The sequence below is a fragment of the Bacteroides sp. 3_2_5 genome, from assembly GCF_000159855.2.
Taxonomy (GTDB): Bacteria; Bacteroidota; Bacteroidia; order Bacteroidales; family Bacteroidaceae; genus Bacteroides; species Bacteroides fragilis.
Genome location: NZ_JH636044.1, coordinates 1905078 through 1918046, shown reverse-complemented (window position 1 = coordinate 1918046; position 12969 = coordinate 1905078). Strand labels below are relative to the sequence as shown.

Below are 12969 nucleotides of genomic sequence, written 5' to 3'. Positions count from 1 at the left end.
ATGAAAAGTAAAATAGCAATATTGTCTTTACTGTTGACAGGCGCAGCCGTCTCAGCCTCAGCGCAGACAAAAGAGCATTATTATAGCGAAAAAGCTAAAGATAATATCTTTATCAGCGTGGGTGTAGGAGCACAGGGATGTGTCAACCCTGACAACTTTGATTATGGCTTTGGACATGCCATAACTCCACTGATACACGCATCAGTCGGTAAACTGTTCGACCCTATTTGGGGGATCCGTGGCCAGGTAGCCGGATGTTGGAGTACATTATACTCCGAATATGGAATGCCGGAAGGCGAATACAAGAAGATGAAGAATAAAAAATACTTCACTCTACGTGCCGACGGATTGTTCAACTTGTCAAACGCTATCGGAGGCTATAATCCCGATCGCTTGTTCACTGTATCCGTATTTGCAGGTCCGGGACTTACGTTTGCCAAGGCCTATGGCAATCAAGATAAACTGAATGCGTTGATTAATGGTTCTGTCGGTTTGATGGGACAATTCAACATCAACAAATATTTGGATATCAATGTAGAAGCAAGAGGTGAAGTCTCTCCTTCTGTCTTCGGACATTATAGTTCTGCCCGTACCGACGGCGCTGTTTCTCTGACAGCAGGTGTGACTTACACATTCGGTGGCAAGAGATTCGTTTCTTGCGGTGCGCAGGTAGACCAAAACGCTATCAACGAAGAGCTGAATCGTTACAGAAGTGAACTGTCAAAAGCGCAATCGGACTTAGCCGATGCCAAAAACGCACTGGCTAACGTAAAACCTGTAACGAAAGAAGTGGTGAAAGAAATCGAAGTAGCCGGTCCTCGCGCAGTCTTCTTCCAGATTGGTAAATCTAAGATCGACGACTATGGTATGGTTAACATCCAACTGGCCGCTAAGATCTTGAAAGCCAACCCGGATAAGAAATACAAAATAGCCGGTTATGCAGATAAGGCTACAGGTAGTGCCAAGTGGAACCAGAAACTGTCTGAGGCCCGTGCTCAAGCCGTTTATGACGCTCTTATCAAAGAAGGCGTAAGCAAAGATCAACTGGAACTCGTCGGTTTTGGTGGAACAGCCAACATGTTTGGCAAGAACTTCCTGAACCGTGTTGTAATTTTAGAATAATAGGGTTTCGATTCCCAATAGGGCGGGAAAGTTTTTGGCTCTATACTTTAAAGAGTGCGTCGCTGAGACGCACTCTTTTTTATTCTTCCGCCATCACTGTTATACGTTCTTTCTGAATTTGAAAGAAGAAAATTATCCCCCCAATTTATCCATCATTTGTTTTTTTATATAAAAAGTAGAGATTGTAAATCTATATCCGGTATATAAACCTTAAAGCAATAACATGGACAATCGGACAGAGCAGTATTCACTTCGGGAACTATTAGAAAGCATCACAGAAAATATTAAAACCAAGCGCCTGGCTGACGTTTTTCGTTTCATTTCATTCCATCCCGGTGAGATGTATGGATCACATCAGCATTTACGTATCGAAATAAACTATGTGAAAAAGGGAAGCTGCATTCTCCATCCGGATCATGAGAGTATCACTTTTCGTGAAGGAGAAATTATGATTACCACTTCGGACATCAGTCATCTGTTTGAAGCCGGAGCAGATGGTACGACCTTGATGCAATTGGAATTCCTACCCGAAATCTTTTCCCATTTCAGCTTAAATGCCACAGTCGATTCGAACGGCTCTGCCCTGCTATGGACAAATCGATTTAAGATTAAAATAGAATAAGTCGACATAACAGTAGTTATAGTAGTTATTGATACACTGCACAGACAGGCAAAACCGCAGCAGCCAGATTCGGATTTATAGAAAAGTATATTAAACTCTTAATTCCTAAGGCTGAAAGTCCGGTTGCCACATAAAGCTACCATAACTACTGTTAGCTTGAACTCAACTTAAAACCTGTTTAAATTTTACCCGGAAAGAGACCGGAAAGAAACTCTAAACGGGTCAATAAGCCTATATAAATTTAATCTAGAAAAATTTAAGCAGGGACTTAATAGATCAGTTTTACATTGTCAATGTAGAGCGAATTTCCCGGTGAACCGATATAAGCACCACCATGACTGGATGTAAACTGAAGTATCATATGCGTCGGCACATCATCAGCTTCCCCCCACGCCACTTCATGAATCGGCACACTTTCGCCCTTACTGTTTACCGTAAAATATTCAGAGGCCTGAAGTCGCATCATGTGTGCTTTATACGCCGGATCTTTCGTGATATCACCATACATGATATCGTATTTTGAACCATTTTTCCAATCAGTCGAATGATAATAATAGTTCACCATTGTCCCGATACGTTTAGCATACACATTGCCTTTGGCATCTTCCCAACGTTTCTGTAGCAATAAAATAACAGCCGGAAAATCCTTACCCGGCACATCCGTTATCTTACTGAATCCCGTTGCACGTATACGGTTTTCACGATCGGACATTTTCACTTTATAGTCGAACTGAATAGCCGACGGACGCTCAGTGAACGGTATTCCCATCTGCAACATCTTATTCGGATTCTTGGTACTCTTAATCGGTTCATGAACCGTTCCCAAAAACATAGATCCGGCAGCAAGTACGGTGATATCTACAATACCAAGTACTTTTACACTCTCCATACGAGTATCCAGACGGGCACAGAAACCGTCTCCTCTGGTTTCGGGAAATACCGAAGTATTGGTTTTGGTAATACCCGACACACGTGCCATTACGTTAGAAGTTCCCCAGGGTGAACCACCTTTATTTGCATAAGGCTTCGCACCCACAATGGTTTCGGTAGGGCCAATGGCATATACTTTTTTGGTATTTCCGCCAATAATGCCCGACTCTTTTATTTCACGCGTCACCCATTGATCCATATTCCCAAAAGGGAGTATCTCTACTTTCTGCTGCGCTACAGCAGAAGCTGAACACAAAGTTAGCAGACTTGCCACCCACAGGCGATATGTCTTCTGAATCATTTTTCCTCCTTTTTTTATAAACTATAATCCCATTGTTTCAGTGCAAAGTCCCAATGATCTTGCACTAACTGCACAGTACGGTCATCGTACTTATATTTGTTCTTTTTATATCCTTTTTTACCTCCCACATATTTCTCTATCGAGCCGCGCGCTTCGGCAAATCCCGGAATATCCAAAGCATGATAAATATTCTCAGTCATTCCCATAGCGTCTGCCTCAAAGTCTTCAAACTTCACCTCCATCAGGTTTCCTTCAGGAATGAATTGCTTATCGGCCTCGTATTTATGATACAATTTGGCATAAATAGAGAGTATATTGTTCTCCAACTCAGCCGGAGTGATATCCTGCAGCTTCAAGGGTTGAATCGTATTAGTAAAGAAACTACGGGTAGACTCAAATACAGTATACGGATTACGCATCAGATAAATAAATTTCGCATTGGGGAACATTTTCACCAATTCCTTCACGCGTCCCGTGTGAGGGGGATTCTTGCTAAGAAACTGAGTACCCTGCGTATTCCACAAAGAGATCTTAATCAATTTGGTAAAAGTCTCCTCAAAAACCTTCAATTCCGCTTCACTGATAGTATCGAAAAGCAAGTATTTATCTGCATATTCCTGCTGATATCTTGGCAAGAACCAGAAATTATAGTAGGTATAAGGCATCATGTTGGCAAGGGCAAACTCTTCCTCCTGCGGCAAATCGACAGCCAGCTCCATATTATCCGTCGGCCGCTTATCCGGCATCAGCCAACTCATGTTCTTTTTAAAGAATGGCTGTCCCCACATCATTAAATGCGGAAATACAGTCTGATAAGTGGTGTTATAGCCAAAATGTGAATCGCACGAAAAAACATTGTGTACAAAAGTAGTTCCGCTACGCCAGTGACCAAGGATAAAGACCGGATCGTGTTCCAACGGCTTATTTGCCAGCAGCTTCTCATAATGTTTATCCTGAAGTGGAGCCAAAGTAGACAGTAAGCGACAAACTGCCTTTGTCAGACGATATTTACCTGTATAAGCCGCATCGATCTCCCTTCCTCCGGTAATAGCTTTAAATGTCCGCCAGTCTGCCCCTACTAAAGTATTTATCGGAAGTTTGTTAAATTCAAGTAATCCCATAATAATGTGTTCATTGTTAATGTGCCGACAAACTGCATGCAGCAGGCATATCGGCACACCGAATAATCATTTACTTCTCTATTCTGACTTCGAAACCTTGTTCACTTAATGATTTTACCGCCTTCTCAATAGCTTCATAATGTTCAGGAGCTATGCCCAGTTCAGGCAGATTCAAAACCGGAAAATCATCGGCAATATTCATGTCTTTCTTTTCCACACGATCGATAATCATTCCCACAGCACTGGTATTATTGGTTATCGGATCGATCAGGATAAACGAACCGCACGATTTATTCTTCCGGTACGGATCAAAGAACAGTTCTTTAGCTGTAGTAAACACCACACGTGCAATTTCGTTCAAAGACAAAAAGGGAACAGACGAATGTTCCATCGTATTGACATCCACTTTATATTTTATGCTGTCGATACGCGTGCGGCTGACATTCGTTGTCTGCTTAATAAAGAACGATTTGTTGATATCCATCGGTTCTTCATCCATCCACACCAACATTGCTTCAAAATTACGGTCCACAATAGGCAAATTATCTGGATGAACCAACATTTCCCCTCTTGAGACATCTATCTCGTCTTCAAGTGTCAGTGTGACCGACTGTGGAGGAAAAGCATAATCCAGCTCACCATCAAAAGTAACGATACTCTTCACATGAGATACTTTACCGGAAGGCAAAGCCATTACTTTGTCTCCCTTGCGTATGATGCCGGATGCCACCTTACCACAGAATCCCCTGAAGTCGAGGTTCGGACGAAGTACATACTGTACCGGAAAGCGGAAATCACTAAAGTTATTATCGCTGTCGATATGGACTGTTTCCAGAAAATCGAGCAAGGAAAGTCCTTCATACCACGGAGTTCTTTCCGACTTATCCACCACATTGTCTCCATCGAGTGCGGACAGTGGAATACAAGTCACATCGGGAATCCCCAAGGGAGCTACAAACTTCTTATACTCTGCTACAATCTCATTGAAACGCTCTTCCGAAAAATCTACCAGGTCCATCTTGTTGACAGCCAACACTACATGCTTGATTCCCAACAGAGATACCAGAAATGTATGACGTCTTGTCTGAGTAATTACTCCCATACGGGCATCTACCAGAATAATAGCCAGATTGGCGGTCGAACCGCCGGTTATCATATTACGGGTATACTGTTCGTGCCCCGGAGTATCAGCAATGATAAATTTACGGTTATTGGTAGAAAAGTAGCGATAAGCCACATCAATCGTAATGCCCTGTTCACGCTCTGCTTTCAAGCCATCCAGCAACAAGGCATAATCAATGTGTTCGCCGGCATTGCCCAACCGCTTGCTATCACGCTCCAATGCATCAAGCTGATCCTCATACAATTTTTTGCTATCGAACAGCAAACGTCCGATCAATGTAGACTTTCCGTCATCTACCGAACCTGCTGTCAACAGACGAAGCAAATCCTTCTGTTCGTCCTTATCCAGAAATGCTTTTATATCTAATTTATCTGCCATAGTTGTAATGTTTAAAAATATCCTTCGCGTTTCTTCTGTTCCATGCTACCTTCCTGGTCGAAGTCGATAACACGGGTCGTACGTTCGCTCTTAGTGGTAGTCATCATCTCTTCAACAATCTTCTCAATGGTGTCGGCCTCGCTTTCGACAGCACCGGTCAACGGCCAACATCCCAATGTACGGAAACGTACCATTTTCATTTCGATCTGATCACGATATTTTTCCGGCAGACGTTCATCATCAGCCATAATCAAGTTACCGTCCATCTGCACCACAGGACGCTCTTTGGCATAATACAACGGTACAATCGGAATATTCTCCAAACGAATGTACTGCCAGATATCCAGTTCGGTCCAGTTACTCAACGGGAATACACGTATACTTTCACCCTTATGTACACGGGCATTGTAGATATCCCACAATTCGGGACGCTGGTTTTTGGGATCCCATTGATGGAACTTATCACGGAAAGAGAATATACGCTCTTTAGCACGCGATTTCTCTTCATCGCGGCGAGCACCTCCGAAGGCAGCATCAAATTTATATTTATCCAACGCACGCAGCAAAGCCTGTGTTTTCATCAAGTCTGTATGCACCTTACTGCCATGCGTAAAAGGCCCTACCCCTGCATGAAAAGCTTCCATATTGCTTTCCACAATCAGATTCCAGCCATACTTTTTGGCATATTCGTCACGGAACTGAATCATTTCCTTAAATTTCCACTTTGAATCGATATGCATCAAAGGAAACGGTACTTTGCCCGGATAAAAAGCTTTTTCGGCAAGGCGTACCATAACCGAAGAATCCTTCCCGATGCTATACAGCATGACCGGATTCTCAAACTCCGCCGCCACTTCGCGGATAATATGGATGGACTCGGCTTCGAGTTCTTTCAAGTGGCTTAACTTATATTCTTCTTTCATTTTTATGATTATTTCTTCATCTATATTTTATTCATGTCTGCTTACCCGAGGCAACACAATTTCCAGTAATCGATTGACAGACTCCTCAAGTGACAATACGGAAGTGTCAAGTGACAAAGCCGGATGTTCGGGAGCTTCGAAAGGGGCGGATATTCCAGTAAAGTTTTTTATTTCTCCCCGACGAGCTTTGGCATACAATCCCTTTACGTCCCGCTTTTCACATTCGGCGAGCGGAGTGCTGACAAATATTTCCAGAAAGTCATCCGGTCCGACAATGCGGGCAGCCATCTCACGGATATCGTTGTTAGGGCTGATGAAAGCAGCAATTGTAATAATGCCTGTATCAATAAAAAGTTTCGAAACCTCGGCTATACGGCGTATGTTTTCTACCCGGTCAGTTTCGGAAAAGCCCAGATTATTGTTGATGCCTGTACGGATGTTATCTCCATCCAAGATACGACACAACAATCCGCGTTTATGCAGTTCGCGTTCCAAAGCGATGGCAATGGTACTCTTACCCGATCCGCTCAACCCGGTAAACCAGATCATCACACCACGCTGTTTCAAGAGTTCTTCTTTATCCTGCCGGGTCAGCATCCGGTCGAATATCGGATATATATTATTATTTTCTTCCATTATAATATGTTAGATGTTGTTTCAATTACTAAAACGGCCAGATTAAAGGGATCAGAAATATGGAAATCAGGAATGTTATAAGATTTAATGGCAATCCGATCCTGACAAAATCCATAAACTTATAGTTGCCGATACCCTGTACTATTAAATTTGTCTGATAACCGATCGGTGTAGAAAAACTGGCAGATGCAGCCATACAAATGACCACAAAGAACGGTGTAGGGTCGACACCCAACTGGACCGAAAGCGACAGAGCCAACGGAAAAGCCAATGCAGCAGCGGCATTGTTTGTTATCAGCTCCGTAAACAAATTGGTGATAATAAATAAAACTGCCAGTAATACATGCGGGCCATAGTCATGGCTCATGCCGATTATAAATCCTGCAACCTTATCGGCCACACCCGAATTTACCATTGCTTTACTGATAGCAAAAGCACAAGCGATCGTAATCAAGATATCCCAGGAAATATATTTAGTGTATTTACGTGCCGGAAAAATTTTAGTCCAAGCCATGATAATGGTAGTGACAGAAACAAAAAAGAACATATCCAACTTCATGTCCGGAAACATTTCTTTCACTACCGGAAGCTCACCGATAGTAGCACCGGCAATCATCAGGATCAGCAGAATCAATGCAAACCAACGTTTTCCTTTTCCCGGTATCGGTTCATTATCATTTCCGTTAGCCAACAGCACAAACACGGAAGATTCTCCCCAAGTGGGTATGAACGTGTCATCCGCCATTACCACCAACGTATCTCCTTCACGCAAGATCACTTCTTCAAGGTTGTTGATGAACCGCTGTCCGTTACGTTTCTTTATTTCTTTAACTTCGGCACCATAGTGACGTTTAAAATTAAACTCTCCCAAAGTTTTGTTGATACCCGGGAAACGGGCACCAAGTACTGCCTCCACGCGGTGAAGCTTATCGCCTTCTTCTACTTCTTCATCGGGCACAGCTGTATCGGGGCGTGCATCCGGAAGCAGTTTCTTAGAAAAAGCAAACAGATAAATAATACCGGCTATTGCAATAAAGATACCCACTTTGCCCAATTCGAACATGGTAAATCCTTCATGACCGGATTCCAATATCATTCCATGCACAACCAGGTTGGTAGATGTACCGATCAAAGTGCAGATACCTCCCAATATAGTTACGTACGAAAGAGGAATTAGAAATTTAGTGGCAGGTAAACGGACTGTCCGTGCCCATCGTTTAATAATCGGGGCAAAAATGACAACTACCGGAGTATTGTTCAGAAAAGCGGAAATAAAAGCGACCGCAGGCAATAAGCGTAATTGTGCCCGGAAGACCGTCGTCCGTTTCTGAGGAAGCAACTTCTTGACAACCTGCCCCAACGCTCCCGACTGCCTGATACCTTCACTGACCAAAAAAAGCAGGGCCACGGTTATCATCCCTTTATTACTGAATCCTTCGAGCATTTCCTTCGGAGTCAAAATACCCGCACAGAGAAACAACACCACTACAGAGAAAAGTATCATGCCGGGACGCATTTTGTCCAAGATCAAAGCAATTACCATCCCTAATAAGGATAACAGCACAAATGCAATTTCAAATGTCATAAACGCAAACAATTAGTGGTTTACCTTCTCTTCTCAACAATAAACCAGGGATTCAGCAAATCTTCTTTATTATACTGCAAAGGAACATCTTTTTTATCCGCCTGATAAATTTCCATTCCCGTAGCGCGCGCAATGGCATGCCCGGCAGCAGTATCCCACTCCATCGTAGGAGCAAAACGGGGATAAACATCCGCTTTACCTTCGGCAACCAAACATATTTTAATAGAACTGCCGCTGGAAATCAACTCGACATGTTTGTGTTTTTGCTTCACCGCATCAATGTACGCTTCGGTCTCCGGAGTCAGGTGTGAACGGGAAGCCACTACTACAAATCGGTCCCGCTGCAGGTCTTGTGGCAACCGTACGGAAGCAGCTACCAGCTTATCGAGTGTTGCATCGTCTTCTAAAGTCGTAATGCCCGACAGCTTGTAGGCACCGATTTCCTGACCGGCAAAGTAAAGTTCTTTTTTGACCGGTAAATAAATCACTCCGATAATGGGAACTCCGGCTTTCACTAACGCAATATTTACCGTAAACTCACCGTTTCTCTTGATAAACTCTTTCGTACCATCCAATGGATCGACAATCCACATCACATCCCAATTGCGACGGGTATTATACTCTAAATGTTTCCCCTCTTCGCTCAGTACGGGAAAAGGAGTTTCGTTCAGAATGGTGGCAATTGTTACGTGTGCTTTCCGGTCAGCAATAGTCAAAGGAGAGTGATCCGCTTTCCGCTCTATTTCGAAGTCCGAAGCCGGATCGGTATAAATAGACAATATCTCCTCCCCCGCCTTCAGGGCTGCATCAACAGCGACAAATAAGTATTTATGTTCCATTTTATTACGCTTTAACGACCTTGTTTCCTACAAGGCATAATATCCCCCATTTAATAGAGGTACAAAAGTAAAAACTTTATCTCTTTAAAAAGTTTTTAAACAGCTAATTATAACTTCTTTTAGTAGAAAAGGGCAAAACTCTAAAAAACCTTTCATCGCTGATGGCGATTGAGTACATCACTAATTAACATTGTTAAGTCTTTGCTCCCTATTATTGGTTCTCCATACACAAACAACACCTCTTTTACATTCAAACAACAAGTCTTTTGAATGTAAAGAAGCAGATTTAACACAATGTTAAACCTAAGCTTTCCAAAGCTTCAAACAAACAATTTTAAATATCTGGTTCCAAGACAAATAGAATATCAAATCATTCTCCGTTCGAGTTTTTTCTTCCTCAGGTTCCCAAAGAGACAGTTGTTATTTAAGTAACCATATACTCTTTCAATATTTTTCCAATAGTATAAAATTATCTCAAGTCATGCCGTTTTTATATTAATCTTTCAGATTATGCATACAAAGCATTCACATATCCTTGCGAATATATTTTTTTTCATAACTTTACATCATTCTATCAAAAAGGACTATAAAATTCAAAAACATCAATAATAACTAATCATAATCCCTACCACAATGAAGAAAAGTATTATTCTGTTATTCATCAGTTTACTTTTATCCCCGCTATGCATAAAGGCACATCAACCCGAATTCTCCACTGCCGGATTTTTCCGGCTGGCAGACTCCGGACGAGACGTCTATTCCATGAATCCTGCATGGCGTTTTTATAAAGGAAATTGCCCCGGAGCTGAAACCGGAAATTTCGACGACCGGTCATGGACAGTAGTTTCTCTGCCTCATGGTATCGAATACCTGCCTACAGAAGCAAGCGGCTGTATCAATTACCAAGGCGAAGTCTGGTATCGCAAACACTTTACACCGGATGCGGCATTGAAAGGTAAAAAACTTTTTTTACATTTTGAGGCAATTATGGGCAAAAGCAAAATATACGTAAACGGTAAATTGCTAGCCGAACATTTCGGTGGTTATCTGCCGGTGGTCGTCGATGTAACTGATGCATTGGAATTTGGAAAGGAAAACCTGATCGCCGTATGGGCTGACAATAGCAATGACCCCAACTATCCTCCCGGAAAACAACAGGAAGTGCTGGACTTCACTTATTTCGGAGGAATATATCGGGATTGCTGGTTGATAGCACACAATCAGGTATTCATCACCGATCCGAATTATGAGAACGAAGAAGCAGGCGGAGGACTATTTGTCGCTTATAACAATGTATCGGACCACTCTGCCGAAGTATTACTGAAAATACAGATTCGCAACTCCGGGAGAAAAGCTTTCAAAGGTGTAGTCGAATACGAACTTCAGCAACCGGACGGACAACAAGTGGCTTCTCTAAACTCTGTCATCCGGATCAAGCCCGGAAAATCAACCTATTCATCAGATAAGCTGACCGTAAAAAGTCCGATGCTATGGAGTCCGGAAAATCCGGCATTATATAACCTGATCGTTCGTATCCGTGACGAAAAGGGCAATCCGATAGATGGTTACCGGCGCCGGATCGGAATACGCAGTATCGAATTCAAAGGAGAAGATGGATTCTGGCTGAACGGTAAACCTTATGAAGCTCCGTTAATCGGAGCCAATCGGCACCAGGATTTCGCAATTGTGGGCAATGCGGTACCTAACAGCATTCACTGGCGGGATGCCAAAAAACTGAGAGATGCCGGAATGAAAGTAATTCGTAATGCTCACTGCCCGCAAGACCCGGCCTTCATGGATGCTTGTGATGAATTGGGATTATTTGTAATCGTCAATACCCCGGGCTGGCAATTCTGGAATGATGCCCCGGTCTTTGCACAGCGGGTATACAGCGATATCCGTAACCTGGTTCGTCGAGACCGCAATCATCCTTGCGTATGGATGTGGGAACCGATCTTGAACGAGACATGGTATCCGGCAGATTTCGCCCGGAACGCACATGACATTGTAGAGGCAGAATATCCATATCCCTATTGTTATAGCGGATGCGATAGCGAAGCCAAAGGGAAAGAACATTTCCAGATACTTTTTACCCATCCGCTCAATGGAGACGGAGGAGCCTATTCGACTAACGATATCAAGAAACAGCTGACTTACTTCACACGTGAATGGGGTGACAATGTGGATGACTGGAACTCGCACAATTCTCCCAGTCGCGTAGCACGCAACTGGGGAGAGCAGGCCATGCTTATACAAGCACAGCACTATGCCCGTCCATCCTACAAATACACCAGCTATGATGCTCTTTACCGCACTCCGCGGCAACATGTAGGAGGCTGCCTCTGGCACTCGTTCGATCATCAGCGCGGCTATCATCCCGATCCCTTCTACGGAGGTGTCATGGACGTATTCCGCCAACCGAAGTATTCTTATTACATGTTTATGGCACAACGGTCGCCCATAAAAGAAGAGCGCCTTTTCCAAACCGGTCCAATGGTTTATATCGCCCATGAAATGACACCGTTCTCCGGCAAAGATGTCACCGTCTATTCGAACTGTGACGAAGTAAGACTCACTTATCTCAAAGGCGGACAAACGCAAACCTATGTACATAAACAGGAAAAAGAAGGAATGCCCCACCCCGTCATCACATTCGAGAATGTATACGACTTCATGAAAGATAAAGCACTTTCACGCCAAGGTAAACAAGCTGACGTTTACTTATTGGCAGAAGGATTGATTGACGGTAAAGTAGTCGCTACCCACAAAGTGGCTCCGGCACGACGTCCCGAAAAGCTGCTCCTTTGGGTAGACAATGAAGGAACAGACCTGAAAGCCGACGGTTCTGACTTCGTCACAGTCATAGCTGCCGTTGCCGACAAAGATGGAAATATCAAACGCTTAAACAACTATACCATCAAATTTCAAATAGAAGGTGAAGGACGTATTTTAGGCGGAGCAGGCAATTTGGCTAACCCGGCCCCTGTCCGTTGGGGAACAGCCCCGATATTAGTTCAGTCTACTTTGAAACCCGGAAAAATAAAAATCACAGCCAGTGTCTTGTTCGAAGGCTCGCAGATGCCAAGCAGTGCCGTGCTGGAATTGGAAAGTAAACCGGGAGACTTCCCCCAGATATACGACCGGGAAGAGTCAGCACTTATTCCGAACTTCACCGGACAAGAGGCAGTAAACGCCCTGGCCCCAAAATCAGAGGCGGCATTGGAAAAAGAAAGACTACAGAAAGCTGAAAATGCTGCCAAGCTAAAAGAAGTAGAGCAACAGCAGGAAGAGTTCGGTGAGAAAAAGTAATCATATTCCTATTTACTAAAGGAGAAATGTGTCAAAACTCACCACAGGAGACACAGAGTAACACAGAGCCGATTTTAAGT

At 43.3% G+C, this 12969-nt stretch carries 9 protein-coding genes and 1 pseudogene; 3 read left to right on the top strand and 7 right to left on the bottom strand.

The window, feature by feature from the left end:
* Both BSHG_RS10175 and BSHG_RS10180 read left to right on the top strand, forming a co-directional pair.
* Positions 1-1122: an OmpA family protein gene (locus tag BSHG_RS10175; protein WP_008659394.1), complete on the top strand. Its 1122-nt coding sequence runs from the start codon at positions 1-3 to the stop codon at positions 1120-1122.
* A gap of 223 nt (positions 1123-1345) precedes the next feature.
* Positions 1346-1708, top strand: a pseudogene (locus tag BSHG_RS10180) (cupin domain-containing protein); the annotation flags it as partial.
* Positions 1709-2012: 304 nt separating this feature from the next.
* Here the strand turns inward: BSHG_RS10180 and BSHG_RS10185 are convergent.
* The 7 genes from BSHG_RS10185 to cysQ form a co-directional block, all read right to left on the bottom strand.
* Complete coding sequence (locus BSHG_RS10185; protein WP_008659393.1) at positions 2013-2975, bottom strand: PCMD domain-containing protein; 963 nt, start codon at positions 2973-2975, stop codon at positions 2013-2015.
* A 14-nt stretch (positions 2976-2989) separates the two neighbouring features.
* The gene (locus tag BSHG_RS10190; protein WP_032497383.1) at positions 2990-4096 is read right to left on the bottom strand and encodes a sulfotransferase family protein; all 1107 of its coding nucleotides are present in this window, start codon (positions 4094-4096) and stop codon (positions 2990-2992) included.
* 70 nt (positions 4097-4166) lie between these two features.
* Positions 4167-5597 carry a sulfate adenylyltransferase subunit CysN gene (cysN, locus tag BSHG_RS10195; RefSeq protein WP_005786535.1) on the bottom strand — a complete coding sequence of 477 codons (1431 nt, stop codon included), beginning with the start codon at positions 5595-5597 and terminating at the stop codon, positions 4167-4169.
* A gap of 11 nt (positions 5598-5608) precedes the next feature.
* Entirely contained in the window at positions 5609-6520 is a 912-nt protein-coding gene (gene cysD / locus BSHG_RS10200; RefSeq protein ID WP_005776455.1) for a sulfate adenylyltransferase subunit CysD, read from the bottom strand.
* Between the two features lie 27 nt (positions 6521-6547).
* Positions 6548-7156 carry an adenylyl-sulfate kinase gene (gene cysC / locus BSHG_RS10205; RefSeq protein WP_008659391.1) on the bottom strand — a complete coding sequence of 203 codons (609 nt, stop codon included), beginning with the start codon at positions 7154-7156 and terminating at the stop codon, positions 6548-6550.
* A gap of 28 nt (positions 7157-7184) precedes the next feature.
* Positions 7185-8741 carry an SLC13 family permease gene (locus BSHG_RS10210; protein WP_008659390.1) on the bottom strand — a complete coding sequence of 519 codons (1557 nt, stop codon included), beginning with the start codon at positions 8739-8741 and terminating at the stop codon, positions 7185-7187.
* A gap of 20 nt (positions 8742-8761) precedes the next feature.
* The gene (gene cysQ / locus BSHG_RS10215) at positions 8762-9580 is read right to left on the bottom strand and encodes a 3'(2'),5'-bisphosphate nucleotidase CysQ (RefSeq protein ID WP_008659389.1); all 819 of its coding nucleotides are present in this window, start codon (positions 9578-9580) and stop codon (positions 8762-8764) included.
* A gap of 633 nt (positions 9581-10213) precedes the next feature.
* Between cysQ and BSHG_RS10220 the strand changes: the two genes are divergently transcribed.
* The gene (locus BSHG_RS10220) at positions 10214-12889 is read left to right on the top strand and encodes a glycoside hydrolase family 2 protein (protein ID WP_008659388.1); all 2676 of its coding nucleotides are present in this window, start codon (positions 10214-10216) and stop codon (positions 12887-12889) included.
* The last annotated feature ends 80 nt before the right edge of the window (positions 12890-12969 follow it).

Coding starts and splice junctions, on each gene's coding strand:
- BSHG_RS10175 (WP_008659394.1), top strand. CDS start 1: ATGAAAAGTAAAATAGCAATATTGTCTTTACTGTTGACAGGCGCAGCC.
- BSHG_RS10185 (WP_008659393.1), bottom strand. CDS start 2,975: ATGATTCAGAAGACATATCGCCTGTGGGTGGCAAGTCTGCTAACTTTG.
- BSHG_RS10190 (WP_032497383.1), bottom strand. CDS start 4,096: ATGGGATTACTTGAATTTAACAAACTTCCGATAAATACTTTAGTAGGG.
- cysN (WP_005786535.1), bottom strand. CDS start 5,597: ATGGCAGATAAATTAGATATAAAAGCATTTCTGGATAAGGACGAACAG.
- cysD (WP_005776455.1), bottom strand. CDS start 6,520: ATGAAAGAAGAATATAAGTTAAGCCACTTGAAAGAACTCGAAGCCGAG.
- cysC (WP_008659391.1), bottom strand. CDS start 7,156: ATGGAAGAAAATAATAATATATATCCGATATTCGACCGGATGCTGACC.
- BSHG_RS10210 (WP_008659390.1), bottom strand. CDS start 8,741: ATGACATTTGAAATTGCATTTGTGCTGTTATCCTTATTAGGGATGGTA.
- cysQ (WP_008659389.1), bottom strand. CDS start 9,580: ATGGAACATAAATACTTATTTGTCGCTGTTGATGCAGCCCTGAAGGCG.
- BSHG_RS10220 (WP_008659388.1), top strand. CDS start 10,214: ATGAAGAAAAGTATTATTCTGTTATTCATCAGTTTACTTTTATCCCCG.